The following is a 26,524-nucleotide window of genomic DNA, read 5'->3' as shown; positions in this document are numbered from 1 at the left end:
TGCTCCACCGAACGAGAGGCACAACCCATGGGCCGCCTGCGGTATCGCCGACACCTGAACCTCGCCCTCGCAGTTGCCACCGCCGCCATCGTCGCACCCGCGGTCGCATCCGCGGCCGGCGCCGCGCCCCCGACGACCGGGGACCGGTCGGTCGCCGCTGCGACCGTCACGGTCGGCGACGCCTACGTCGACCTGCCCCGATACGCGCCGGGCCAACCGGTCACCGTCTCCGCCGACCTGTCCGCCGCCGGCGGAACCTGGACCGGCCCGGTCACCTTCACAGTCACACACCTGGGAGAGCCGGTGGCCACCGCAACGGTCACGGCCACCGCCGCCCCAACCACCACAGCGAACTGGACGTTCACGCCGCCGGCCGCCGACTACCAGGGTTACCTGGTGCAGATCACCGCGGGCGGGGCCACCGCGTCGGCGGCGGTCGACGTGTCGTCGGACTGGACGGTTTTCCCGCGGATCGGCTTCCTGTCCGCCTATCCGGCCGGCCTGACCCAGGCCCAGGCCGACGCCCAGATTCGGCTGCTACAGCGCAAATACCACCTCAACGCCCTGCAGTTCTACGATTGGATGTGGCGGCACGACAAGCCGATCCAACGCGATGCAGCCGGCAGCCTGGCGACCACATGGACCGCATGGAACGGTGATGTGATTGCGCCACAGACGGTTTCCCGGTATATCACCGCCGCACACCAGCAGAACGTCGCGGCACTGCCGTACTCAATGTCCTACGCCGCCCTGAACAATTACCAGCAGGTGTCGGGCTTGTCCGACGACTGGCGGCTCAAGTATGCCGACGGCACCCCGTGGGATTTCGAGATGATCCCTGGCGCGAATTTGTACATGTTCGATCCGGCGAACCCCTCATGGCAGCGCCACATCACCGCGCAGTACCGGGACCAGGTCGACACCATGGGCTTCGACGGGGTGCACGTCGACCAGCTCGGCGACTGGGGCGCGATGACCGACTGGGCAGGCAAGCCGGTCGACCTGCCCGCCGGCTTCCGCTCGCTGCTGCAGGCATCCGACCGAGCCCTTGCAGGCTCGGCGGGAACGGTGGTCGGGATGAACGCGGTAGACGGATTCGGTTCCGACGCGATCGCGACCAGCGGTGTTGTTGACTACCTGTACACCGAACTCTGGGACCGGCACGAGAAGTACCTGGACGTTAAGGCGCTGCTCGATCGGCAGCAACGGCTGTCCGGCGGCGAATCCCGGGTGATCGCCGGGTACCTCAACAACCACGACAACTCCGGGCCGCGGTACGAGGCCGAGCAGGCCGTCCTGTCCGAGACGCTCGGCACCAACACCAACCACTCCGGATATACCGGGCCCGGCTTCGTCGACAAGTTCGGCACCGTCGGCCAGCGGGTCGAGTTCACCGTCACCGCCCCGGAAACCCGGCGCTATTCGCTGAACTTCCGCTACGGCAACGCCACCGGCGCGGTCGCCAGCAGAACGGTCAAGGTGGACGGCACGCCGGTGGGAACTGTCAAATTCCAGCCGGCCGGGTCGTGGGATACCTGGAAACTCCCGCAATCGATCACCACCCGGTTGACGGCAGGACAGCACACGATCACCCTGGAGCTGACCGCCACCGACACCGGGTTCATCAACCTGGACAGCCTTGTGCTCGGCGAGTTCGACCCGACGTCGGTCAAGCTGGCCAACGCTGCATTCGCCGCCTCCGGCGCCTCGGCGATCGCGATGGGACAGGACGCGAATATGCTGTCCAACCCGTACTTCCCGGACTTCTCCAAGCAGTTGAGCAATGACCTGGCCGGCTGGATGGAGGGCTTCTACGACTTCACCACTGCGTACGAGAACCTGCTCTATGGCCCGGATGTGTACTCCATCGACTCCGGTCGCCAGGTGGTGACCGTCGACGGGATCGCCACCAGCGGCGCCGCCGAGCCAAACACGGTGTGGGTCAACGCGAAACGGTCGGCCGACCACGACGTGATCCAGCTGATCAATCTGCTCGGCAACGACGATCGGTGGCGGCCGAGCGGCAAGACAACGCCACCGGTTCAGCGCGATCTGAAGGTCAGGTACTACATCGGCCCTGACCTGCAACCAGGCGACCTGCGGGTCGCCTCTCCCGACCGCGACGGGGGCCGCAGCACAAACCTGCCCTACGCCGTCGGCACCGACTCCGCCGGACGCTACCTTTCGTTCACCGTGCCCGAACTGCGGACCTGGGACATGCTCTATCTGGAGCGCGAGTTCGCCACTCCCGCCGGTGGCCGCTACGAGGCCGAGACTGCGGTTCGCACCGGCGTCACCGTCGGCACCGATCACCCCGGCTACACCGGATCCGGGTTCGTCGATAATTTCGCCGCCCCGAACACCGGAGTTACTACGACAATGAGGGCGGCCGCAACCGGTGAGGCAACACTGCGGATCCGTTACGCCGCACCGACTACCACCACCCGCACGCTAGCGGTGGACGGAGCCACCTCGATCCCGCTCACCCTGCCTGCGACTGGGAGTTGGGACACCTGGGCCACCGCCACCGTCCGGTTTCCACTGAAGGCCGGGCTGCACTCGGTCGTCCTCTGGCACGGCGGCACGGATTCCGGTGCCGTGAACATCGATCACCTGGAGCTGGCATGACGACCGAAACGCCCGACACCGCAGTACCGGACACCGCAGGATTCGGCGCGACGGCGCCGGCCACCGCGCTGCGGGAACCGGGCGGTCCAGACACCTGGTGGCAGCGCGCCGTGGTCTACCAGATTTACCCGCGCAGCTTCGCCGACGCCAACGGCGACGGCATCGGCGATCTGCCCGGTGTGATCTCCCGGCTGGACTACCTGGCCGAACTGGGCGTCGACGTGGTGTGGTTATCGCCGTTCTACCCGTCCCCGCAGGACGACAACGGTTACGACATCAGTAATTACACTGACGTCGACCCGGTGTTCGGCACCCTCGCGGACTTCGACGCCCTGGTGGCCGAGGCGCATCGCCGCGACCTGCGGGTGATGATCGACGTCGTCGTCAACCACACCTCCGATGAACATCCCTGGTTCGTGGAAGCGATGTCCGGCAAGGATTCCGCCAAGCGGGACTGGTACATCTGGCGGCCCGCTCGACGCGGGATGACCCCCGGCTCCCCCGGCGCCGAACCGAACAACTGGGGCTCGGCGTTCGGCGGGTCGGCCTGGCAGTACGACGAGGCATCCGGCGAGTACTACCTGCACATCTTCTCCCGCAAGCAGCCGGACCTGAACTGGGAGAATCCACGGGTCCGGGCGGCGGTGGCGGACATGCTGCGTTGGTGGCTGGCCCGCGGGGTGGACGGATTCCGGCTGGACGTCGTGAACTTCCTGTCCAAGGTGCCGGGACTGCCGGATGGGATCGTCGGCTCCGGCTCCCGGTTCGGTGACGGCGCCCCCTTCTACACCTGCGGCCCGCGGATCCACGAATACCTGAACGACCTGCATGACACGGTGTTCGGGACCGCGCCGACGCCGCTGCTCACCGTCGGAGAGATGCCCGGCGTCACCGTCGACGAGGCGATCAGGTTCACCGACCCCCGGTCCCGCGAGGTGGACATGGTCTTCCAGTTCGAGCATGTCGGGTTGGACCACGGAGATCACAAGTTCGACCCGCAGGAATTGGACCTGCGCGAGCTGAAGGCGAGCCTCGGCCGCTGGCAGACCGCGCTGGCGGGCGTCGGCTGGAACAGCCTGTACTGGAACAACCACGACCAGCCGCGGGTGGTCTCCCGGTTCGGCGATGACGGCAAGTACCGAATCGAGTCCGCCAAACTGCTCGGCACCGTCCTGCACCTACACCGGGGCACGCCGTACGTTTACCAGGGCGAGGAGATCGGGATGACGAACGCCCCGTTCGCCGGCCGCGCCGACTTCCGGGACATCGAATCGATCAACCATTACGACGAGGCGATCGGCGCCGGCGTGCCGGAATCCGATGTCCTGACCGGACTGCGGGCCTACGGCCGGGACAATGCCCGCACGCCGATGCAGTGGGATGGCGGGCCGGGCGCCGGATTCACCGCTGGGACACCGTGGATTCCGGTCAACCCCAACCACATCGAGATCAGCGTCGACCAGCAAAGGTCCGATCCGGACTCGGTGTTCCACCACTACCGCGCGCTCATCGCGCTGCGCCACTCCGAGCCGGTGATCACCACCGGAACGTTTCGCATGCTGGTGCCGGATCACCGGTCGCTGTACGCGTTCGTCCGCGCATCGGAGCAGACGTCGCTACTGGTGGTGGCGAACTTCTCCGGTGAAAACCTGGAACTCGACCTGCCCGAGTACGCCGAGCATGCGGCCGGTGAACTGATCCTGCGGAACTACCCGGACGACACCGGCACGTTACTGCGACCCTGGGAGTCGCGGGTGTACCGGCGGCGGCTGGGCAATGGGATCGACTCCGGTGCAGGCCGGAAGGTCGACCCGGAAGACCTGGCCTGACGAGCCCTGGTGGGAAGCTTCTGATCTGATAGCGATATGGACTTCAGGATCTTCACCGAACCGCAGCAGGGCGCCGACTACGCGGATCTGCTGCGGATGGCGCAGGCCACCGAGCAGCTCGGGTTCGACGGGTTCTTCCGCTCCGACCACTACCTGGCGATGGGCGTCGACGGCGCACCGGGGCCGACCGACGCCTGGCTGACGCTCGCCGCGCTGGCCGTGCAGACCGAGCGGATTCGGCTGGGCACGCTGGTCACCTCGGCCACCTTCCGGCTGCCCGGGCCGCTGGCGATCTCGGTGGCGCAGGTGGACCGGATGAGTGGCGGCCGGGTCGACTTCGGCCTCGGTGCCGGCTGGTACGCCGCCGAGCACACCGCCTACGGCATCGGATTCCCGGACACCAAACAGCGCTTCGAGGTGCTCAGCGAACAACTGGCGATCATCACCGGGCTGTGGGCGACACCGGAGGATGAGACGTTCTCCTACTCCGGCGACATTTACCAGGTGGTGGACTCCCCCGCGTTGCCCAAGCCGATCCAGCACCCGATCCCGGTGATCATCGGTGGCGGCGGCAAGCGCCGCACCCCGGCGCTGGCCGCGCAGTACGCCGCCGAGTTCAACTCCGCCTTCGCACCCGCCGACGAGGCCGGGGTCAGATTCGAGCGGGTGCGGGCGGCCTGCGCCGCGATCGACAGGGACCCGGCGTCGATCGTGATGTCCGCGGCGGAGACGGTGTGCGTCGGCCGCGACGACGCCGAGTTCCTCCGGCGGGCCGACGCGATCGGCCGCGACCCGCGGCAGCTCCGCTCGGAAGCGTTGGGCGGCACAGTGTCCGAGGTGACCGACAAGATCGGCGCGCTCGCCGACGCCGGTGCCACCCGGCTGTATCTGCAGGTGCTGGACCTGACCGACCTCGATCACCTCGAACTGGTCGCCGAGGTCAGCAACGCCGTCGGCACCTGAGCCGGCGATCGAAGCAGATTCCGCCGCTGGCAGCGCCACCCGAAGGGGCAAACCCTGTACGTGACAGACGGAATCGGCGAGGTCGTCACCTGGCTCGATCACGTCACTGACGCGGAGTACACCTCCTGAGGCGCTGCCAGCACCTCACGCGCGGACACCGCCCAACCGGCAGGGTCGCCGCCCGGCGGCGCCAGCCGCGCCGAGTACCAGGCCACCAGCGGCCGCAGCCAGGCTGACTCCGCCGCCGTCAACGGCGACACCGCCTGATAGCCGGCCAGAAACGTCCCGTGCACCTCGGGGCTGACCGGCGCCCAGTGGTGGTAGACGGTGCCGAGCAGCGCGGCCGACCGCGCGAGCTCCACCACCCTGTGGTCCAGTCTGGCGTCGTCGAAGTCGATCACCGCGACCACCTCGGAGCCACGGCACAGCACGTTGGCGGCGCGAAAGTCGCCGTGCACCAACTGGATCGGTGTGTCCGGTTCGATCGGCGACGCCGCGACCACAGCGCCAAGGGCGCCCACCACGTCGGCAGGAACATGCCGCGGCCCCGATGCCAGCCAGGAGCGCAGCTGCGCCGACAACGAGATCGGTGCGGACAGTTCCGGCAGGTCCGCCGGTGCCGACTCAGCCAGGGCGCGGTGCAGCCGTGCCAAGACCTGCCCGGCGGCGCGCACCTGCTCGGCGTCGCCGACGTCGAGGTGAGTGCCGTCGATCCGCGGCTGCAGGGCGATGGATGCCGAGTCGATCTGCACCTGCACCTGGCCGTCGCGGGTGGGTACCGGTGCCGCGACCGGCAAGGCCTGCCGGCCCAGCCGGCTCGTCACCTCGGCGAGCGCGCCCAGCCGCGGGAAGTGCGCGCTTGCCGCCGACCACTTCGCCACCATCGGGCCGGCGTCGGTCTCCAACAACGCCAAGGCGTTTCGGTCGCTCAGCATGATCCGCGCGCAGCCGCGCAGCCGCACCGCCCACCGCTCCCGCAGCAGCTCCGACAACCAACCGACCGCCGCGGCGGCGTCGGCGAAGCCGAAGCGGCGCGGCAACTCCTCGGCCGGGTCCGCCGATTCCCACAGCATCGCCAACTCGGGCTGGTCGTTCACCCCCGCATTGCACCACGCACGTCCAACGACACCGCGGGCGGCGGCGAACCGCGGGCGCCGCTGGCACCGCGAACCGGTTCGATTACCCGGGAAACAGGGGTCGCACTACCGATACCGGCGACCGGGCGACCGGCTCAGGCTGAGGCGGTCCGTGAGAGCCACGGACAGCTGAGCGAACTGGAGCCCGTCATGTTCACACTTGCCAAGCCACTGGCCGCCTCCGCGGCGGCCGTCGCACTGGCGCTCGCCTCGGTCGCCGCGCCGGCGCAGGCCGCCACCCCCGGCGGTCACCCCGCCGGCCCGCCGGTGAGCTTCTACAACGACAAGAGCCCGGACCTGCAGATCAAGGGTGCCACCGGCCTGTACCGGTGCTCCGACAGCAGAAGCACCATCGACCACCGCGACACTCCTTTCGGCACCCTGTATCTGTTCCGCAGCAAGCGATGCCACACCTATTGGACGACGTTCGTGGTCAATGCGACGTACGCCGGCCGGGTCGGTGTCGACCGCAGCTGCCAGTACCAACTGGCCGCCGACGTGATCACCGCCGACGTCGACTACCGCTACCGCGACGACCTGGCCCCGATCCGCCGCCGGCCCTTGACGCTCCACTCCGGCCGGGTGTTCCAGACCAAGATGGCGGACGGGCTCAAGACCGGATACCAGGTCGTCAAGGCCCGCAGCGTGATCCGGCATGTGGCCAGCGGCACCACCATGAGCGTGCAGAAGACCGGGCCCTTCGAGCTCTGGTAAGCGGTCGTCCGGGCGCCCTTTGACAACGTGGCGCCGGACGGAGCACCGTCGGGGGATGCCACAGCGGTCCGCTCCCGAACGCCGCGCCGGCCGGTACGCGCCGAGCCCGTCCGGCGACCTGCACCTGGGCAACCTGCGGACCGCGCTGCTCGCCTGGCTGTTCGCCCGCTCGGAGCGGCGTCCGTTCGGCATGCGCATCGAGGACCTGGACGAGCGGTCCCGGCCGGGTGCGGCCGATCGGCAGTTGGCCGATCTGGCCGCGCTCGGCATCGACTGGGACGGCGAGCCGCTGGTGCAGTCGGAGCACCGCGAGGTTTACGCGGCGGTGATCGATCGGCTCAGCGCGCATGGCCGCACCTTCGAATGCTTCTGCTCCCGCAAGGACATCCTGGCGGCGCCGACGGCTCCGCACGCACCGCCGGGCGCGTATCCGGGGACCTGCCGGGACCTCACCGACGCCGAGCGAGCACGCCGGCGCGCCGAGGCCGATCGACCGCCGGCGATCCGGCTGCGCAGCGACGCCACCGAGTTCACCGTGCACGACCGGCTGCACGGCGACTACACCGGCACCGTCGACGATTTCGTGTTGGCCCGATTCGACGGCACCCCCGCCTACAACCTGGTGAGCGTCATCGACGACAACGCCCAGCGGGTCGGCCAGGTGGTCCGCGGGGATGATCTGCTCCCATCGACGCCGCGCCAGGCGTACCTGGCGACGCTGCTGCACCTGCCGGTGCCGGAGTACGCGCACGTGCCGCTGGTGCTCGGGCCGACCGGACAGCGGCTGGCCAAGCGGGACGGCGCCGTCACCCTGGAACAGTTGGCCGCCAAGGGTACTGACGCCGGCGCCGTGCTGAACGCCTTGGCCGTCTCGCTCGGGCTGGCCGCGCCGGGCGAGCGGGTGGACACCCAAGCCTTGCTCCGCCGGTTCGACCCCGACACGCTTCCGACCGAGCCGTGGACCGCTCCCGCGGCACTCACCGGCGCCGGCTGACCGGCTACCGGGAGCAACGCCCAGTCACTGACCTCACCGGTCGCGGAAGACTTCGATGTTGGCGCCCAAAGCATTCAGCCGGCCGTCGAGGTTCTCGTAGCCGCGGTTGATCACATAGATGTTGCGCAGCACCGATACTCCCGGGGTGGCCAGCATCGCCAGCAGCAGCACCACGGCGGGTCGCAGCGCCGGCGGCGACATCATTTCCGTTGCCCGCCAACGGGTCGGCCCGCTGATCAGCAGCCGGTGCGGGTCCATCAGCTTCACCCTGGCGCCGAGCCGCTCCAACTCGGTGAGGTGGATGGCCCGGTTCTCGTACACCCAGTCGTGGATGGTGGTCTCACCGTCGGCGCAGGCGGCGATGACGGCGAAGAACGGCAGGTTGTCGATGTTCAACCCGGGGAACGGCATCGGGTGGATCTTGTCCTTGGCCGCGTGCAGCCGGGACGGATGGGTGGTGACGTCGACCAGCCGGGTGGCTCCGTTGGCCGCCAGATACTCCTCGCCGACGGTGAACGAGGCGCCCATCGACTCCAGCACCGCCAGCTCGATCTCCATGAACTCGATCGGAACCCGCTTGACGGTGATCTCCGACTTGGTGACGATGCCGGCGGTGAGCAGGCTCATCGCCTCGATGGGATCCTCCGACGGGAAGTACTCGACATCGGTGCGGATCTCCGAGATGCCTTGCACGGTCAGCGTTGTGGTGCCGATGCCGTCGATCTGCACGCCCAGCTTCCGCAGGAAGAAGCACAGATCCTGCACCATGTAGTTGGGGCTGGCGTTGCGGATGACCGTGACGCCCTCGGTGCGGGCGGCGGCGAACAATGCGTTCTCGGTGACGGTGTCGCCACGCTCGGTGAGCACGATGGGCCGGGCCGGGCGGACGTCCGGGGTCACCGTCGCGGTGTATTTGCCGGCATGGGCCACCACGTCGAGGCCGAAGGTGCGCAGCGCCTGCAGGTGCGGCTCGACGGTGCGGGTGCCGAGGTCGCAGCCACCGGCCATCGGCAGCGAGAAGGCCCCGAACTCGTGCAGCAGCGGGCCGAGGAACATCAGGATGGTGCGGGTCCGGCGGGCGGCGTCCTCGTCGATGGCGGCGAGGTCGAGCCGGCGCGGCGGGCGGATCTCCAGATCGTCCGTCCCGGGCAGCCAACGGCAGTTGACGCCGATCGAGGAGAGCACCTCGACGATCCGGTTGACCTCCTCGATCCGGGCCAGGCTGCGCAACGTGGTGGTGCCCTTGTTCAGCAGCGCGGCACACAGGCACGCCACTGCGGCGTTCTTGCTGGTCCGCACGTCGATGGAACCGGACAGCGGGCGGCCGCCCTCGATCCGCAGGTTCAGCGGGGCGTTGCTGGAGACGGTGACCACCTCGGTGCCCAGCGCCTCACCGATGCGAGCCAGCATCTCAAGGCTGAGATTCTGACGGCCCTGTTCGATGCGGGCGACGGCGCTCTGCGAGGTATGCAGCGAACGCGCCAGATCGGACTGGGTAAGGCTTTTGTTCCGGCGAGCGGCCCGGATCAGGGTGCCCACCTGGCTCAGATACTGGTCAACCATGTTGAGCACCATAACTCACATGTGAGATATCAGGAGGCTCCATGCCGGGGCGTGTTCGTCCTGAGCGGCGCACCGGAGCCGGCGGAGCGTCCCTGGCGCCGGCGCCGAGTTGATCACCGGCCCGCGCCCGCGACACAATCGCCAGCCGTGACAACTCCCCGTTCCCTTTCCCCGCTGACTGCGCGCCGGCGACGCCGTGGCGGCGTGGTGCCAGGCAGCCTCGACAGCCGAGCGGCATACGCGACAGCGGGGACGATGTTCTATCCGATGCTCGCCGGGATCTTCTGCACCCTGCTGCTGATCAGCAACATCGGCGCCACCAAGGGCATCGAGTTCGGGCCGGTGCTGACCGACGGCGGCGTTTTCGTGTTCCCGCTCACCTACGTGATCGGCGATGTGATGACCGAGGTGTACGGCCTGCGGGCGGCGAGGCGGGTGATCCTGCTGGGTTTCGTGATGCTGCTGCTGGCCAACCTGGTGTTCTGGCTGGTCAGCATCTCCCCCGGTGCGCCCGGCTACACCGGCCAGGATGCGTTCGACACCATCGTCGGCGTCGTCCCGCAGATCCTGTTGGCCGGCATCTGCGGCTACCTGATCGGCGAGTTCCTCAACTCGTATGTCATGGTGAAACTCAAGGCCCGCAACAAGGAGAACAAGCTGTGGCTGCGGGCGCTCAGTTCCACTGTGGTAAGCGAGTTCTTCGACACCCTGACGTTCTGCCTGATCGCCGGGCCCGCCATCGGCATAACCGGCTTCAAGGATCTGGCCAACTACACGCTGCTCGGCTTCGTGATCAAGGTCGCGGTGGAGGCGGCGTTGCTGCCCGTCGTCACGGTGCCGGTGATCAACGCGATCAAGAAGCGCGAGCCCAGCTACCAGTCGGCACTGGCAGCGCAATCACCGCCGGCCGCCGGCACCTGAGGCGGATGGCCCCTGGGGCCCGGCGGTGGCTCAGTAGCTGACGACGACGCCGGCCCGGTCGGCGGAAAACTCCACTTGCGTCAGGTCGGTGATGGTTGGCACCCCCAGCTCGCCGATCTCCGGATGGGTGGTGGTCAGTGCGATCACCGGCATACCAGCGGCCCGCGCCGATTGCACCCCGGCCGGCGAGTCCTCGAACGCGACGCATTGCGCCGGCTCGGCACCAACGGTCTTGGCGCCCAACAGGAACGGCGCCGGGTCCGGCTTGCCGACGGCGACGTCGTCGGCGGTCACCAGGTGCCGGGGCAACGGCAGCCCGGCGGCGTTGATCCGGGCCAACGCCAGCCGCCGCGGGCCGGAGGTGACGATCGCCCATCGATTGGTCGGCAACTCGTCCAGTGCGGTCAGCGCACCCGGGATGGGAACAACATCGCCGGTGTCGGTGGCCTCGCCGTCGATCATGAACTGCCGCCACTGTTGCACCTGCTCGGGCGTGAAATCCGGCCGCAACCGGGCCAGCACCTGCGGCACCGGGATACCGTGGATCCACGGCTGTACCTGCGGCCACGGCACCCCGATCCCGTCAGAAAGCTTGCGCCAGTTGCGTTCCACGCTTCCGGTGGAGTCGACCAGCGTCCCGTCAAGGTCGAACAGCACGGCGGCGACAGAGATGTGCGGCATGCCGCTAGCCTGCCACGCGCCCGCTCAGCTGATTCTCCCGGCGTAGTAGCGGTCGCGGAAGGTGCCGGTCACTTCGTAGAAGGTGCCGGCGTCGATGCTGTCGCGGATGCGGTCGACCAGGGTGATGATGAACCGCTCATTGTGAATGGTGGCAAGGGTGGCGAACAGTCGCTCACCCGCCTTGTGCAGGTGGTGCAGGTAGGCCCGGGTGTAGTGCGCGCAGGTGTAGCAGTCGCACTCGGCGTCCAGTGGCGCAAAGTCGCGCCGGAAGCGGGATGCCGTCACGTTGTAGCGGCCGTCGCGGGAGTAGATGGCGCCGTTGCGCGCCACCCGCGAGGGCGAGACGCAGTCGAAGGTGTCGGTGCCGGCGGCGATCGCGACGATGATGTCGTCCGGCTCCGAGATGCCGAGCAGGTGCCGCGGTTTGTCGTCAGGCAGCTCGTCGGCGCACCAGCCGACGATGGTGCCGAGGTTCTCCTTCTCCAGCGCCCCGCCGATGCCGTAGCCGTCGAACCCACGACCGGACGTGTTGGAGCGCAACGCTTCCAGCCCGCGTACCGCATTGCGCCGCAGGTCTTCGTACTGGGCACCCTGGATCACCCCGAACAGCGCCTGGTACGGCTTGCCTGCACGCTCGAGGGTCAGCCGGTCGTGCTCGTCGAGGCAGCGTTGGGCCCAGAGCCGGGTGCGCTCCACCGACGCTTCCTGGTAGCCGCGGGTGTTCATCAACGTGGTGAGCTCGTCGAAGGCGAACATGATGTCGGCGCCGAGCTGGTGCTGGATCTGCATCGACACCTCAGGGGTGAATCGGTGCGTTGACCCGTCGATGTGCGACTTGAAGGTGACGCCGTCGTCGTCGACGGTGGCCATCCTGGTCTTGCCCGGCGCGATGATGTCGTCCGACTGCATGCCGTCGGTGGACATCGCCAGTACCTTCTTGAACCCGACACCGAGGCTCATCACCTGGAACCCGCCGGAGTCGGTGAAGGTCGGCCCCGGCCAGTTCATGAACGCCCCGAGGCCGCCGGCGGCGTCGACAATGTCCGGCCCCGGCTGCAGGTACAGGTGATAGGCGTTGGCCAGCACCGCCTGGGCGCCGGCAGCATCCACCATCTCGGGGGTGAGCGCTTTCACGGTGGCCTTGGTGCCGACCGCGATGAACGCGGGCGTGCGGATCTGGCCGTGCGGGGTGCTGATGACGCCGGTGCGGGCTCGGCCGTCACCGGCCCGGGTGGCGACCTGGAAGCCGAAGTCGGTCTGTTCGGTGCTGACACTCACCCGACCATCCTGCCTGCTCGGCGCCGCGGCACAGCGGCGGTGTGGTGGGGAGCCGCAACGGGGACGCGGGACGGTGCCCGGTGCCGGCTGCGCTGGCGACGGCCCGCCCGGATGCGTCAGGATGCCTGGGTGAACACCGATCGCGCCGACGATTCGGCACGTCCCCGCCCTGCCGAGGTGGAGGGCGACGCGAGCGAGTACGGCGGCTACCGCCGCGACGAGAGCACCAGCGAGCGGCTGGACCGCAACTTCTCCGAGCAGCTGCAGGAGCTGCGGGTGGCCCAGGCCGGTGTGCAGATCCTGTTCGCGTTCTTGTTGTCGCTGGCGTTCCAGGCGCGGTTCACCGAGCTCGACGGTTTCGAGTTGGTGCTGTATCTGGTGACGCTGGTGGCGGCCGCGCTGGCGGTGGTCTGCTTCACCGGGCCGGTGGCGGCGCACCGGTTGCTGTTCCGGCGCGGCGTCAAGGATTTTCTGGTGCGCTACACCAGCCGGATGGCAGTGGCCGGCCTGAGCTTTCTGGCGGCTGCCGTGCTCGGCGGGGTGATGCTGGTGGTGGACGTGCTGCAGCCGCGCTGGCTGGCCTTCACCATCGGCGGCGGGCTGTTGGCCGTCGGGCTTGTGGTCTGGGTGCTGATCCCGATGTCCATTCGGCGGCGTACCAGCGATCCCGACCCGGTGGGGCCGGCCCGCTGACGGGAACCGCCTTCGGCTCAGTTCCGGCGTGCCCCGGTAGCGTCCACCGTCCAGGTCTTGCCTTGCACCACAAGGTTTTCCACCTTGGCGCCCGGGTCGAACGCGGCCAACACGTTCTTGCTGTTTCCTACCGTGCCGTCGAGGTCCACCTCGATGCCGAAGACGCCGGTGAGCACCAGCTCGCACCAGGCTCCGGCCGACGAGCAGGCCCAATCGATCAGGTAGGGCGGCTGGGGTGGGGTCTTGCGGGCACCGCCTGAGACGGTGGGTGCCGCCTCCTCGACAAAGTGCGCCTGTCCCGGCGGCCCCTGCCTTGTGGTGCGGGCCAACCCGTCGATCCACTCGGCGACGGTCTCCGGGTGGCCGAGGGCGATCGCCGCCCTGGCGCTGTCGGCCGGCCAGGCCGGGTAGGCGCCGTTCCACTGGTGGTCTGCCCGCACCGAGTAAGCGGCGTCGGGATCACGCGGGCTCAGCGCCCGCATCCAGGACGGGGTGCGAAGCTCGCGGACGAAGAAGCCGACCATCTCGGCTGCGGCGCCGGTGGGCAGGTCCTCCGGCATGGTGGTGCCGATGGTGGCGAAGTCGTAGCAGTGCCGGACCGGGCGCACCGTCCCGTCCGGCCGCCCGACGGTGAAGATTCCCTCCCCCGCAACGTATCTGCCCCGAACCAACGCTGCCAGCGCATCGGCCTCGGCGCGCAGTCGGGCGGCGTCGGCCGGACGCGCCTGGTATTCGGCGACGTCGGCATCGCGGCGCAGGCACCACACGTTCGCGCCCTGCAGGCTGGCCACCTCGTGCACATAACTCGGTACGCACTCGAGCAGGTTGTCGATTCCGCCGTAGTCGGCGAGGCCGCTCGGTCCGCGGCGTTGTTGCCAGGCGTGCGCCCAGTCGTCAAGGTGCGCGGCCAGCGCCTTGCGGTCGCCGTCGGCCGCCGCCAGCTCGGCGTCCAGAAAGCCGAGATCGCCGGTGTAGCGCAGATAGTCGTTGACCAGCCTGGTCATCGCGTAGTGGTTGACCGAGTACCAGTAGCCGACCGGACCGCCGGTCAACCACTCGGTGCCGAAGTGCTTGTTGATGTCCAACCCCACCCAATGCTCAAGGTGCCGGCGCATCACCGCGGGGTCGAGCAGCGCGTGCACCTGGCTGGACAGGCTGTAGTCCCAGATGAAGGTGGTGGTCTGCCAGTGTCGCGGCATCAGGGTGTCGTAGCTGCGGCCGAGCACGCTGGCGGGGTTGTCGCGCCGGAACCACAACACCCCCATGGCGCCCCACCAGTACAGCGTGCGCAGTGCCGCGTTGGTGGTGTGCAGTACCGGCAGTGACCCGGAGAACTCGTCGTTGTCCGGCGTGAACATCGCGGCCAGCTCGCGGTTCCAGGTGTCGGTGCTGGCGCGCGAAGCGCCGGCCGGGTCGGTCATCAACCGCTCGAAGGTGGCCCGCACCAACGCTTTACCGTCGCTCTGGCCGGCTGAATCACGGTTGGTCGCTATCGCGTAGCCGTACCAGAGTTCAGCGGTCTCGCCCTGCTCCAGCTGCAGCCGGTACCCGGTCATGCTGGGAACCTCGGCGGTCAGCGGGCTGGCGCCGGCGGCATCGGTGACCAGCCACTGCGCCGAGACGGCCGAGCCGTCGGCGGGCGTGCCGAGCAGCAACACGCCGTCACGGGTGAGGATGTTGCCGGCGCTCGGGGCCAGCGGGCTCGACCAGGCCTTGGTGATCGGCTCGGTCCAGCCACCGCCGGCGTGCACCACAGCCGAATCCAGCGACAGCGCCACCTCGACGTCGCGCCGGCCTTGGTGGTTGGTGACCCGGATACGCTGCAGCACAGCGGCTTCACTCGGTGGGCAGAAGGTGTCGGTCTGCACCGTGCAACCCCCGGCGGACAGCTCGCGCAGCACCCGGTCCGGCCGCCACTGGCAGCGCACGGGCTCGCCGTACGAGCGGGCCAGCCGACCGTCGAGATAGAGCTGGCCGGTGATGGTGTCGCCGGTGGAGACCGGTGGCACGTTCAGGCTGCGGACGGCGGTGATGTCGTGATCGACCTGGACAACGGCAAGGTGATTGGTGAGCCCCGGCGGGTTGATCATGTCGTCGTAGTGGTCGACGATCACCGCCGAAGCGAAGTCGTCGACGGTGGGAAGCGTTGGCGGCCCTGCACTCTCGCTGGCCGCGACCGGTGCGGTATCGGTGCTGCTCATGCTTGGCCAGGGCCTCCGCCGTTGCCGCCGAGCTGCTCGCCGACCCACTCCACCCATTGTTGGTCTTCGAACGCGCGGCCGGCCTCGTGACCGTTGTACGGCCAGACGATGACGTTGGCCGGGTTGGGCAGGTTATTGATGGCACCGTAGATGCCCGACGGCGGGCAGGTGATGTCTTGCAGCGCAACGCTGACCGTCACCGGGCAGTCGATCCACGGGGTGAGCAGCGCACAGTCGACGTAGGCAAGCACGTCGAGCACCGACGGATCGCGGTGCACCGACAGGTACCGGCCGAGCTGCGCGTACGGTTCCGCCGCGGTGATCTCGAGGTTGCGGTCGATACCGCACATGAACGGCGCCCGCGCCGCCGAGCAGGCGGCCCGCGGATTCAGCGCGGCGGCGGCCAACGCCATCGCACCGCCTTGGCTGTGACCCACCACCGCGACGCGGCTCGGGTCGACGCCTGGCAAGGCGGCGGCAGTGTCGATCGCCAGCGCCGCATCGGTGTACAGCCTGCGGTAGTAGAGGTTTGCCGGGTCGTCGACCCCCCGGGTGAGGTAGCCGTCTGCGGCCGGGACGCTGCCGTGCGGGTCGGCGGTGTCCCCGGTGTTCCACAGGCTGCCCTGGCCGCGGCTGTCGACCACAAGGTAGTGGTAGCCGTGCGCCGCCCACAGCAGCCGTTCGTGCACCAGCCCGCGGCCACCGCCGTAGCCGAGGTACTCGACAACGGCCGGACGCGGTGACGAGTCCCAGCCGGCGGGCCGCAGCCACCACGCCTTGATCGGCTCACCGCCGAAGCCGGTGAAGGTGACGTCGGAGGCATCCAACGCCGTCATCCGGTGCTGCGCAGGGGTGATCACCGGCTCGCCGGCGGCCGCCCGCGATTCGGCCAGCGTGGTGTCCCAGAACTCGCGCAGATCCCCCGGTGGCGTCCGCGGGTACCGGTATTGCTCCAGCTCGGCGAGCGGGAGATCGAAAAGCGGCACGTTCAGTCCTTCCGGCTCATTCTTCGGTAAGAGGATTGCAGAGCATCTGGGACGCCCGCGGCTGCGGGGTCGGCAAAATCGGCGTTGGGCAGCAATGGATACCAGTCCGGCCGGCCCGGGTCGCGGTCGTAGGGATAGTTGCCCAGCTCGCGGTACAACTCGGCATACTCGGCCACCTTGTCGGCGTCCAGCTCGACGCCGAGGCCGGGGCCGCTGGGGACCGCGACCTTGCCGTCGGCGTAGTCGAGTTTGCCGCCGGCGATCACGTCGTCGACCAAGTGGTGGTAGTGCGCATCCGCGGCGAAGGTGAGGTTGGGCAGCACCGCCCCGAGATGCAGCATGGTGGCCAACTGAATCCCCAGCTCACCCGAGGAGTGCACCGCGACACCCAGTTGGAAGGTCTCGCACACCCCCGCCGCCCTGATGCACGGCCGGATCCCGCCCCAGAACGTGGTGTCCAGCAGCACCACGTCGACGGCGGGATCGGCAATATTGGCGGCGAGCTGTTCAAAGTTGACCACGATGGTGTTGGTGGCCAACGGGATCGCGGTGTTCTGCCGCACCCGCCGCATGCCGGACATTCCCCAGGTCGGGTCTTCCAGGTAGTCGTTGGGCAGATCGGCGATGGCGCCGGCGAACCTGATGGCCTGCTCGACACTGAGCGCACCGTTCGGGTCGTAGCGCAGCATGTCACCCGGCAGTGCCTGGGCCAGGGCGCGGTAGCACTCCAGCTCGTAGTCGGTGGGAAACACTCCGCCCTTGAGCTTGTGCACCCGGAACCCGTTGCGCTGCTTCAGCTCCTGCGCGTGCTCGACGAGTTGCTCGGCGGTGCGCACCTCATCGGAGTCGTCCGGGCCCGGATACCGGAAGAACAGGTACGAGGCGAACTCGACCTGGTCGCGCAGTCGTCCGCCCAGCAGATCGGCCACCGACACGTTCAGCTGCTTGCCGAGCACGTCGAGGCAGGCGAACTCGACTGCCGCGAGCAGCTGGGTGCGGTTGTTGTAGAGGCTTGCGGTCGGGTTGGCGATCATGAACCGCAGCGCCTCGGTGCGGGCCGGGTCGTGCCCGATGAGGTAAGGACGCAGCGCGCGGACGGCTTCTTCGGCGCTGGCGCCACCACCCCCGAGCTCGCCGACACCCACGGCACCGTCAGCGGTCTCCACCTCGACGATGGTGCGGACGAACCGTCCCCAGTGGGTGCCGTTGCTGTGTCGCAGCGGGGCCTGCAGCGGCACCGTGACGGTGGTTGCCCTGATGTCGGCGATCGGGGCTCTGCTGGGCGCGCCGGGCAGCTCGATCCCCGCGCCGGCCCGGTCGGACCTGCTGTGCTGTGCCATGTTTCGGCTCTTTCGTTCGGCGTTCATTCGGGCAGCTTCACGGCTTGCCCCGCGGTGAGACCGCCGTCGACCGTGACGGCGGTGCCGGTGACGAACGACGCCCGCGGCGACAGCAGGAATTCGACCACCTCGGCCACCTCGTCGACGGTGGCCACCCGGCCGAGCGGGTGGGCGGCGCCCCACTGGGCGATCAGCTTTTCGGCGCTGGTCTCGGTGCCGGCGAACCGCTCCGCCGCCCAGCGCAGCATGGGGGTGTCCACCGAACCTGGGCAGACGGCATTGGCCCGAATACCCAGTGGCGCATAGTCAATGGCCATGCCGCGCATCATCGACACCAGGCCGCCCTTGCTGGCGGCGTAGGCCACCACGTTGCTCTGGGTGATGTAGGCCTGCACCGAAGAAACCAGCACCACCGCTCCGCCGGCACCACCGGCTCGCAGCAGCGGATCGGCGTAGTGCGCCGCCAAGAACGCACCGCGCAGGTTGACGTCGAGCACCTCGTCGAACTGTGCCGCACCGGTGTCGCCGACCGTGCCGTAGCGCTGGATCCCGGCGGCGCAGACCAGCCCGGCCAGCGCGGGAGACCACTCCGCCGCCAGGGCGAAGGCCGCTTCCAGCTGCTCGGGGTCGGCGACGTCGGCCACCGCGCCGGCAATACCCGCGGGCAGCTCGGCGGACCGGTCGATCCCGAAAACGGCGTATCCCCTGGCGGACAGCAGTTCCGCGCAACCGCGGCCGATACCGGCGGCCGCTCCGGTGATCACCACCGCGGGAGCGGCGGCATCGGTGTTGTGCTGGTTCATCGTTGGCAACTCATTCGTGTCGGGTAGGTGACGGGCACTCGTCGCAACAGCTCACCAGGCTGGTCAGAATTGGCCAAGCGCCATGCCCTTGGTGAAGGTGCGCTGGGTGAGCAGGAACAACACCACCGTCGGCAGCGACACCAGCAGACCACCGGCCAGCACCACCTGCATGGTGGACCCACCGTAGGTCGACTTCATCGCGACCAACGCCGTCATCACCGGACGGACGTCGTCGGAGCGGGTCAGCGTGAGACCGATCAGCAGGTCGTTCCAGATCAGCGTGGCCTGCAGCACGAAAACGGCGGCAAGCGCGCTGATGGACATCGGTAGGTAGATCCGCCAGAAGATCCGCATCGGGCTGGCACCGTCCACCCCGGCCGCCTCGAAGATCTCCCTGGCGATGCCCGAGAAGAAGTTGCGCATCACGAAGGCGGCGAACGGGATGGTCAGCACCGTGTAGACGATGATCATCCCGATCCGCTTGTCGTAAAGCTCGAGTTGCACCGACCAACGGAACAACGGCATCAGGATCATCTGCAGCGGAACAACGGTGGCCGAGAAGATCACGACGAACCAGGCGAAGCCGTGCCGCAGCCGGAGCGCGACGATCGCGTAACCCGCTGCGGCACCGATGATCACCGCCAGCGCCGGCGACACAATGGAGTAGATCGCGGTGGAGAGCAGACCGTCGCCGAGTTGCCCGACGTTCCATGCCTGCTTCATGTTCTCGACCAGCCCGCCGAGCCCGACCGGCTGCCACACCCCCACGGAGCCGTACTGATCGGAGGTCTTGGCGGCGTTGGCGATCAGCAGGTAGACCGGCATCAACCAGAGCAGCCCGAACACGATCAGCACTACCCTGCGGATCACCCCACCGACGCCGAGGCGTCGCCGCGCCGGTGCCGCCGGCGCGGTGCGGGCGGACGTGGCAGCAGCGTTGAGCGTCGCCGTCATCTCAGTTCACCGCCTTCGCCTCGGACAGTTGCCGACGCAGGTACAGGCCCGCTGCGACAACGGTGATCACCGTCAGGAAGACCGCTATCGCCGCACCGGACCCCCATTTGAAATCAATGAAGGTTCGCTTGTACATCAACAGCGCCAACGTTTGTGAGGTGTTGCCGGGGCCGCCCTGGGTCATCGCCCACACCACGTCGAAGGTCTTCAGGCTGCCGACGATGGCCAAACCGACCACGACCGTGGTGAGTGGCCGCAGCATCGGCCAGTAGATGTGCCGGAACAGTTGCCAACCGGTGGCGCCGTCGAGTCGAGCAGCCTCGACCGGGCCGGGCGGGATGGATGCCAACCCGATCCCGAACAGCAACGCGTTGACGCCTGCACCCTGCCAGGTGGTGGCCCCGATCATCACCCAGGTGTTCAGCGGTGAGTCGATCAGCCACTGCAGGTCGGCGCCGGGCAGGTGCAGAAAGCGCAGCGCCTGGGTCAGCGCGCCGTCGGTTTGCAGGATGAACGTCCACACCACGCCGACGGCGACACCGGAAATGGCGTAGGGCAACAGGAACGGCAACCGGTACCAGAACGATCCGGGCAGCCCGTGCACCAGCAGCGCAAGGGCAAGCCCGATGCCGACCGGCAGCGCAATGGTGCCGACCACCCAGTACAACGTGTTCAGCATGGCGGTGCGCATATCGGCGTCGCTGAACATGTTGGCGTAGTTGTCGAACCCGACCCAGTTGGCGTTGCCCAGGCCGGTGTAGTCGGTGAAGCTCAGGTACCCGGTCCACAGAAAGGGCAGGTAGAGCACCAGCGTCACCAGCAGCAGCGCCGGAGCGGCGAACCCGCCGGCCTGCGCGGCATACCGATTCCGCTCGCGACCGGTCGCGGATTTACCCGCCGACGGCGGCCCGGTGGAGGTAAGGGTGGTCGTCATCTGCGTTGCTCAGCCCTGAGAGTTCCAATACTGGTCGGCCGCCGCCTGGATCTTCTGCAGCATCGGCATGGAATCCGCGGTCGGTTTGCTGACGAACTCACCGAATGCCGGATCCGCGACGTTGTAGATCGGGGTGGGAGTGGCTTCCAGCCAACGCTTGTGGATCTGCCACTGCGGGAGATCCTTCAGCAGACCAGCCAGCGCCGGGTCCTTCACCGGCACCTGCGGGTTGAACGAGATGTCGCCGCGCTTGTCCGACCATGCGGTTTGCGCCGGCACCCCCATCCACCACGAGCTGTAGGCCAGCGCGGCCTTCTCGTTCGCCGAGCCGGCACCGACGCAGAGCGGTCCGGTCTCCAACGCCATCTGCTGCTTGCCGCCGGCGACGTTCGGCAGCGCGAACACGCCGTAGTCACTGTCGGACTTCATCCCGACGCTGGTGAGCTGGCCGGTGAAGAAGGTGCCGAAGTAGGCCATCGCCACTTTGCCGGTTTTCAACAGGGTTTGCGGATCGGTCTGCACCCCGGCATCGATGAAGTCTTTGTTCTGCTCCATCTGGTACCACTGCTTCATGGCGTTCTGTACCGGCGCGTCGGTGTACTTGGTCTTGCCGGTCTCAAGACCGGCGTAGGCGGCGGGATCTCCGCCCATCAGCAGGGCCTGGAACCAGGCGAAGGAGAAGATCACGTTCATCTGGTGCAGCGGGGTCTGGCCTTTGGCCCGCAGCGCCGCGGTGACCTTGGTGAACTCGTCCCAGGTCTTCGGCGGGGTGACGCCGGCGTCGGCGAACGACTTCTTGTTGTAGTACATCACCCAGTAGGCGATGTTGAGGGGAACGCAGTACTGCTTTCCGCCGTAGGTGTAGTTGTCGATCAGCCCGTCCGGCACGTAACCGGCGGTGGTGGCGGCCTTCCAGATGTCGGTGGTTTCGGCGACCAAACCCTTGTCCACCAACGACTTCAGTTGATCGCCGGTGTGCCAGGTGAACAGGGTGGGCTTCTGGTCGGTCTGGAAGCCCTGCATGATGAAGGCGTTGTACTGGGTCGGGTCGGAGTAGCCGGTGACGGCAACCGACAGCCCGCAGTTGTCCTGCGAGGTGGCGTTCATCGACTCGAGGTCCGGCTTCCACGCGGCCTTGTCGGTGTAGTACTGCAAGGCGCCGTCTGCGCCGACCTTGCAGTCGGGCATCGCCGAGCCACCCGCGGCGCCCGCAGCGCCGGACCCGGCCGCGCCGGAGCCGGTTGAGCCGCCGCCCGCAGCGCCGGAACCCGCAGAGCCGGAACCCGCCGGGCCGGAGCCGACAGCGCCGGAACCAGCCGATCCGGCGCCTGCGGCCGCCGCGCCGGCGGATGGTGAACTCGCGGCGCCGTCGTCCGAGCTGCTGCAGGCACTCACCAGCAGGGTGAGCGCGGCGACGCCGGCCGTGCCCGCCCGCCTCGCGCTGCCGGTCGTGTCCGCCCGTCTCGTCCTGCCGGTCGAAAGGCCGGTGCCGCGACGGTGTCCGATGATGGAAGACATTTCCTCACCTCGTTGTGATCGTCAGAGTTGTTGCTGGTCAAGGGTTGTCGTGCGGATCGCCGCGGATGGGCACGACCCGGTCACTGCTCAGCCGAGCTGCAGGTTGAGCCGGACGAACCGGGGCCGGTAGATCGAGACGTCGGCGTACAGCTGGCTCTCGGACAGGCTGTTGACGTTGTAGGTCAGCAACAGTTCGTCGCCGGTCGACAGGTCGGGATGGATGTGGGCGTTGTAGCCGAAGACGTTCGGGTCTCGGTAGCTGCCGTTCGGCCCGGTCTCCGGCATCCGGTAGAGCACGCCGAGATCGGTGAACGGGCCTTCGGGACGGCAGCTGAAGTAGCCGCGCACGGCGTTGTCGAACGGTACTGCGGTGTCTTGGGTGACGGCGAGATAGCCGCCGCGCCAAGGTGTTACGCTCATTTCGTTCGCGACATGGTCGAGAATGCGAGCCGACTGCTTCTCCGAACCCGACCAGCCCGTACCGGTCCAATACTGCCAGCGGTCGACGGCGGTCAGATCACCGCCGGGCACCTTGGCAAGGTGCAGGTACTTCTCTGCCCCCAGGTCTTCGACACCGTAGACGAGCAGGTCGTCCCCCGCGGGCTGCAGCCAGGCACTCCACTGCACGTTGGCAGCGGACGGCAAGTCGCGCAACGGTTCCGCCGTCCAGCGCGTGGTATCGAGCCGCAGCAGGTGGTTGGAAGCCCAGCGCCAGTCCCAATAGCCAGGCCCGAACCGTTCGAACCGCAGGGCGATCACCGAGAGGGTGCGGCCGTCGTCGCTGGGTTGCGCGGCACCGAACCAATACCAGCTGTTGTTGGTGGACGGCGGCAAGATCGCCTCGGGCCGGTTGGGGGTACCACCGTGCACGGTGCGCAGGCGAATACCGGTGGACCCGGTGGCGCTGGGTTGCTGCGCGGCAGGTTGTTGCACGACAGGTTGTTGCACGACGATGCTGTTGTTGATGAACGGGCTGCTCCGTGGCCGGGAACCGTCCGCCGCCGCGGAGCCGAGGAATGTGTCGGAGAAGATCCAGGCGATGCGGCCGCCGGACAGCCTGGCCGAATAGGTGGAGTCGCCGCCGGACCAGTGGTCAAAACCCGCACCGTTGTTGCCGTATCGGGTGAAAGCCGACGTCAGCGCGTCGTCGGTGCGGGCGGTTGCACTGACCCGGACATCGGTGCTGCAGGCACCTGCGGCCGGCGCGTCCTGCGCGGCGACAGCACCAACCTTTGGGCCGGCGGCGACCGTTGGGCCGGACGCAGCAACCTTTGGGCCGGCGGTGGCGACCCGCGAGGCGGCAGCGACCTTTGGCCCAGCGACAGCAACCGGCGAGGTAGCGGCAGCGACCGGCGAGGTGGCAGCGACCTTTGGGCCGACCGCGGTGACCGGCGAGGTGGCAGCGACCTTTGGGCCGGCTGCGGCGACCGGTGAGGCGGCGGCGACCGGTGAGGCGGAGAAGACCAGGCTGCTCGCGAGCACACCGGCACTGGCGAGCCCGAGCACCGCAGGGCGGCGCGCAGCGATCCCGCGCCGAGCGGTGCTTCCGCGGGTGTTGGCGAACCCACGATGGGCGGCGACCGTCGATGAGCCGGAATGCGGATGCGGGCCGGCGACCGGGCGGGGGTCGGGCCTCGGAGACTGGGCTGCGTCCTCGCAGTCCAACTGGCGGGTGGGGACCATCGGAGATTGGGCTGCGTCCCCGCGGCTCAGCTGGCGGGCGCGTTCAGTCAACCCGCCGGCGCGTCCCGTCAACCCGCGGGCGCGTCCCGTCAGCCCACGGGCGCGTCCCGTCAGCCCACGGGCGCGCCCGGTCAGCTGGCGAGCGCGCCGGGCGCTGCCGCGCGGGCCGGGGTTCAGGAGGCTCAAGTGGGTTCACCGGCCTCGGTGATGGTCGCGAGGACGCCCGCGAGGTGGTCCCGCATCTTGCGCTGGGCCAGTTGCCATCGGCCGCCGGCGATGCAGGCGACCAGCTCGGCGTGCTCGGCATAGTCCTGTTCCGGATCCCCGTGCAGCATAAGGATTTCGGCCTGATCACGGGCGTGCAGCGAGGCCCAGGTGTCCACGGTCTCGGCGAGCACGCTGTTGCCGGTGACGGCGGCAATGGCCTGGTGGATCCTGACGTTCGCTTCGGCCAGGCCGCGGTCGGCGGCAGCACCCAGCGGGGCCGCGGCGCCGATGAAGCTGCGGGCGGTGGCCAGCGCCTCCTGCAGGGCGGCCAGGGCTGCCGGCTCGCGGCGCTGCGCGGCTTGGCCGGCAATGGCCGGCTCGATCAGCAACCGCGCCGACAGCAGTTCCTGCAGCTTCGCCTTGGTGGGCCGGGGCGCCATGGCATTGGCGACGACCAGACGATTGGCGTTGGGCCCCACATAAATGCCGGATCCGTGCCGAAACTCCAGGATTCCCATGCCTTCCAGCCGCCGCAGCGCTTCCCGCATGGTGGGCACCGCTACCCCGAACTGTTCGGCGAGCGGGCGCAGCGCCGGGATCGCGTCGCCGGGGCCGAGCCGGCGCTGACGGATGAGCTCGGCGACGGCGGCGGCCAGGTCGGTGGACAGAGCCGCGCGACGGATGCCGACGATCGCGGCGTCCGCGCCGGCAGCTCCCTCGGGCCGGTCAGACATAAAGTGATCTAATCACATGGTCAATCTGCTGAACAGGGTCCGCGTTGTGCTGAACGAGATTCACGCTGGTCTTGCTTCGACAGCACGAGCCGGCCTGCAGGTAAGGGCTCCAACCCGAGCAGCACGAGCCCCAAGCAGGTCAGGAGCTCGCCAGCGCGCGCCAGTACTCAGGGTTCCGCCTGAACAGCACGAGCCGGTCCGCAGGTCGGGACCTCGCCTGCGCGAGCCGGCCCGCACGTCACGACCTCGGCAGCACGAGCCGGTGCGCGGCTCACTTGCTCGACCGGGCAAGCTGTTCGGGTGTCGCCCTCTCCGACCAGCCCGTCCAGGCGCAGCGCCTTCCTCGCTGTTCTGCCCGGCCTGCTGGCGTGTGCAGCGGCGCTCGGCGTCGGACTGCTGGTGGCGCTCTGGGCTCCCAGCATCAGCCCGCTCACGGTGTGCGTGCTTGCCGGCGTGACCGTCGCGAACTGTGGGCTCGATATCGGCCGGCTCCGGCCCGGCCTGCAGTTCGCCGCGAAACGCCTGCTCCGGTTGGGCATTGTGGTGCTCGGGCTCCGGCTGGCCGTTCCTGACGTGCTGCGTCTCGGGTTGCCGACGCTGGCGGTGATCGTCGGCTGCGTGGCGCTGACCTTCTTCGGTACCCAGGCGCTCGGGCGACTGCTCGGTGTCAATCCTGGCACCAGATTGCTGATGGCGACTGGGTTTTCGATCTGCGGGGCCTCGGCGATCGCGGCGATGGACGGTGTCACCGACAACGACGAGGCAGACGTTGTCACCTCGATTACGATGGTCACCCTGTTCGGCAGCCTGGCGATTGTGGTGCTGCCGCTGCTGCAGCGCCCGCTCGGCCTGAACGACCATCAGTTCGGCATGTGGGCAGGCGCGTCGGTGCACGACGTCGCGCAGACGGTGGCCACTGCGTCGGTGGCCGGGGCGGCGGCGCTCTCCACGGCGGTGATCGTCAAACTGACCCGGGTGGTGCTGCTGGCACCGATGGTGGCGGCAATGAGCTTGTACCGCAGGCGGATCGGCGCTCATGTCAGCGACAAGCGGCCGCCTTTGCTGCCGCTGTTCGTTGCCGGCTTCATCGCGATGGTGGCGTTGCGCAGTACCGGCTGGCTGCCAGCATCGGTGCTCAATGTCGCCCAGCACGTCGAGACGGTGCTGCTCGGTATGGCCCTGTTCGGGCTCGGTGCCGGGGTGCGTATCGGCACGCTGATCCGCACCGGTGGGCGGGCGCTGCTGCTCGGGTTGACGTCGTGGGTGTTGATCGCCGCGGTGGCATACGGTGGCGTGCTGCTGGTCACCTGAGCCGGAGCCGCAGCAGGACCGTCCGAGGCTGGACCGTCCGAATCAAAGCCGTCCGAACCGGAGCGGCTTGGGTCAGCGTGTCCGGCGAAGAGCCTGCTCGATCAGGACGGCGGGAGGTCCGGGGCGCTGCTGTTGCCGCCGTGCTTCTTGGGCGGCGGCGATCGGTCGTGGAGTCCCGACCTCGCGGGTAGTTGGGACGCCGGAGCTGGTGGCTGCGTTGGCATCAGAACGGCGGGATGTCGGGGTCGGGGTCGGGGTCGGAGCTCTGGGCGGCACTTCCCGGCGCTGCGGTTGGCGGTTCCGTCGGTCCGCTTGCCGTCGGTCCACTTGCCGTCGATCCGCTCACCGTCGAATCGTCAGGTGGACGGGGAGTTCTGTCCGGTTCGGTGTTCCTGACCTGCGCATCGCCAGCCTCGGTCACGGCTGGTCCGCTGACGGCCGAGTCGGCCTGGC

At 68.6% G+C, this 26,524-nt stretch carries 21 protein-coding genes and 1 pseudogene; 8 read left to right on the top strand and 14 right to left on the bottom strand.

The window, feature by feature from the left end; translation table 11 throughout:
- Positions 1–27 precede the first annotated feature (27 nt).
- Genes HKD39_RS03390 through HKD39_RS03380 form a run of 3 tightly spaced genes read left to right on the top strand, consistent with a single transcriptional unit; the run spans position 28 to position 5,420 of the window.
- Complete coding sequence (locus HKD39_RS03390; RefSeq protein WP_171198467.1) at positions 28–2,628, top strand: glycoside hydrolase family 66 protein; 2,601 nt, start codon at positions 28–30, stop codon at positions 2,626–2,628.
- Positions 2,625–4,457 carry a glycoside hydrolase family 13 protein gene (locus HKD39_RS03385; RefSeq protein ID WP_171198466.1) on the top strand — a complete coding sequence of 611 codons (1,833 nt, stop codon included), beginning with the start codon at positions 2,625–2,627 and terminating at the stop codon, positions 4,455–4,457. Before HKD39_RS03390 ends, HKD39_RS03385 begins: the two co-directional genes overlap by 4 nt.
- Before the next feature lie 36 nt (positions 4,458–4,493).
- Positions 4,494–5,420: an LLM class F420-dependent oxidoreductase gene (locus HKD39_RS03380; protein ID WP_171198465.1), complete on the top strand. Its 927-nt coding sequence runs from the start codon at positions 4,494–4,496 to the stop codon at positions 5,418–5,420.
- Positions 5,421–5,518: 98 nt separating this feature from the next.
- Here the strand turns inward: HKD39_RS03380 and HKD39_RS03375 are convergent, their stop codons facing one another.
- Positions 5,519–6,517, bottom strand: a complete 999-nt coding sequence (locus HKD39_RS03375) for a phosphotransferase (RefSeq protein WP_171198464.1) — start codon at positions 6,515–6,517, stop codon at positions 5,519–5,521.
- A 189-nt stretch (positions 6,518–6,706) separates the two neighbouring features.
- Here HKD39_RS03375 and HKD39_RS03370 point away from each other — a divergent pair, with 189 nt between their 5' ends.
- Together HKD39_RS03370 and gluQRS are read left to right on the top strand one after the other, a co-directional pair.
- Positions 6,707–7,270 (top strand): hypothetical protein, encoded by a 564-nt coding sequence (locus tag HKD39_RS03370; RefSeq protein WP_171198463.1) that lies wholly within the window; start codon positions 6,707–6,709, stop codon positions 7,268–7,270.
- Positions 7,271–7,325: 55 nt separating this feature from the next.
- On the top strand, positions 7,326–8,264 hold the full coding sequence (gene gluQRS, locus HKD39_RS03365) for a tRNA glutamyl-Q(34) synthetase GluQRS (protein WP_171198462.1): 939 nt from the start codon (positions 7,326–7,328) through the stop codon (positions 8,262–8,264).
- 33 nt (positions 8,265–8,297) lie between these two features.
- Here the strand turns inward: gluQRS and HKD39_RS03360 are convergent, their stop codons facing one another.
- On the bottom strand, positions 8,298–9,827 hold the full coding sequence (locus tag HKD39_RS03360) for a helix-turn-helix domain-containing protein (protein WP_171198461.1): 1,530 nt from the start codon (positions 9,825–9,827) through the stop codon (positions 8,298–8,300).
- 147 nt (positions 9,828–9,974) lie between these two features.
- On the opposite strand from HKD39_RS03360, the gene HKD39_RS03355 reads away from it, so the two are divergent.
- On the top strand, positions 9,975–10,748 hold the full coding sequence (locus tag HKD39_RS03355) for a queuosine precursor transporter (protein ID WP_343074573.1): 774 nt from the start codon (positions 9,975–9,977) through the stop codon (positions 10,746–10,748).
- 30 nt (positions 10,749–10,778) lie between these two features.
- Here the strand turns inward: HKD39_RS03355 and HKD39_RS03350 are convergent, their stop codons facing one another.
- Positions 10,779–11,429: an HAD-IA family hydrolase gene (locus HKD39_RS03350; protein WP_171198460.1), complete on the bottom strand. Its 651-nt coding sequence runs from the start codon at positions 11,427–11,429 to the stop codon at positions 10,779–10,781.
- A gap of 24 nt (positions 11,430–11,453) precedes the next feature.
- Entirely contained in the window at positions 11,454–12,707 is a 1,254-nt protein-coding gene (gene tgt / locus HKD39_RS03345) for a tRNA guanosine(34) transglycosylase Tgt (protein WP_171198459.1), read from the bottom strand.
- Positions 12,708–12,836: 129 nt separating this feature from the next.
- Here tgt and HKD39_RS03340 point away from each other — a divergent pair, with 129 nt between their 5' ends.
- On the top strand, positions 12,837–13,400 hold the full coding sequence (locus tag HKD39_RS03340) for a DUF6328 family protein (protein ID WP_212754103.1): 564 nt from the start codon (positions 12,837–12,839) through the stop codon (positions 13,398–13,400).
- A 17-nt stretch (positions 13,401–13,417) separates the two neighbouring features.
- Here the strand turns inward: HKD39_RS03340 and HKD39_RS03335 are convergent, their stop codons facing one another.
- The 9 genes from HKD39_RS03335 to HKD39_RS03295 form a co-directional block, all read right to left on the bottom strand.
- Positions 13,418–15,601 (bottom strand): glucosidase family protein, encoded by a 2,184-nt coding sequence (locus tag HKD39_RS03335; protein WP_171198458.1) that lies wholly within the window; start codon positions 15,599–15,601, stop codon positions 13,418–13,420.
- Positions 15,598–16,587 (bottom strand): acetylxylan esterase, encoded by a 990-nt coding sequence (locus HKD39_RS03330; protein WP_171198457.1) that lies wholly within the window; start codon positions 16,585–16,587, stop codon positions 15,598–15,600. The genes HKD39_RS03335 and HKD39_RS03330 overlap by 4 nt, the downstream gene beginning before the upstream one ends.
- Before the next feature lie 2 nt (positions 16,588–16,589).
- Complete coding sequence (locus tag HKD39_RS03325) at positions 16,590–17,927, bottom strand: enolase C-terminal domain-like protein (RefSeq protein ID WP_171198456.1); 1,338 nt, start codon at positions 17,925–17,927, stop codon at positions 16,590–16,592.
- A gap of 23 nt (positions 17,928–17,950) precedes the next feature.
- A complete protein-coding gene (locus HKD39_RS03320; RefSeq protein WP_171198455.1) occupies positions 17,951–18,730 on the bottom strand; it encodes an SDR family oxidoreductase in 780 nt (259 codons plus the stop codon).
- 63 nt (positions 18,731–18,793) lie between these two features.
- A complete protein-coding gene (locus HKD39_RS03315; RefSeq protein WP_343074609.1) occupies positions 18,794–19,555 on the bottom strand; it encodes a carbohydrate ABC transporter permease in 762 nt (253 codons plus the stop codon).
- A 130-nt stretch (positions 19,556–19,685) separates the two neighbouring features.
- Positions 19,686–20,618 carry a carbohydrate ABC transporter permease gene (locus tag HKD39_RS03310; RefSeq protein WP_171198453.1) on the bottom strand — a complete coding sequence of 311 codons (933 nt, stop codon included), beginning with the start codon at positions 20,616–20,618 and terminating at the stop codon, positions 19,686–19,688.
- A gap of 9 nt (positions 20,619–20,627) precedes the next feature.
- Positions 20,628–22,136, bottom strand: coding sequence for an ABC transporter substrate-binding protein (locus HKD39_RS03305; RefSeq protein WP_212753896.1), 1,509 nt, complete (start codon positions 22,134–22,136; stop codon positions 20,628–20,630).
- A gap of 87 nt (positions 22,137–22,223) precedes the next feature.
- Entirely contained in the window at positions 22,224–23,618 is a 1,395-nt protein-coding gene (locus HKD39_RS03300) for a DUF4185 domain-containing protein (RefSeq protein WP_171198452.1), read from the bottom strand.
- 383 nt (positions 23,619–24,001) lie between these two features.
- Positions 24,002–24,760: a FadR/GntR family transcriptional regulator gene (locus HKD39_RS03295; RefSeq protein WP_171198451.1), complete on the bottom strand. Its 759-nt coding sequence runs from the start codon at positions 24,758–24,760 to the stop codon at positions 24,002–24,004.
- A 300-nt stretch (positions 24,761–25,060) separates the two neighbouring features.
- Between HKD39_RS03295 and HKD39_RS03290 the strand changes: the two genes are divergently transcribed.
- Positions 25,061–26,071, top strand: a complete 1,011-nt coding sequence (locus HKD39_RS03290; RefSeq protein WP_171198450.1) for a putative sulfate exporter family transporter — start codon at positions 25,061–25,063, stop codon at positions 26,069–26,071.
- Between the two features lie 223 nt (positions 26,072–26,294).
- Here the strand turns inward: HKD39_RS03290 and HKD39_RS18610 are convergent.
- Positions 26,295–26,524: pseudogene (locus HKD39_RS18610) on the bottom strand (hypothetical protein); the annotation flags it as partial.

This window comes from Nakamurella aerolata (genome assembly GCF_013002705.1).
GTDB lineage: Bacteria > Actinomycetota > Actinomycetes > Mycobacteriales > Nakamurellaceae > Nakamurella > Nakamurella aerolata.
The sequence above is the reverse complement of the archived record's forward strand: the minus strand, read 5'-3'. Positions and strand labels throughout refer to the sequence as shown.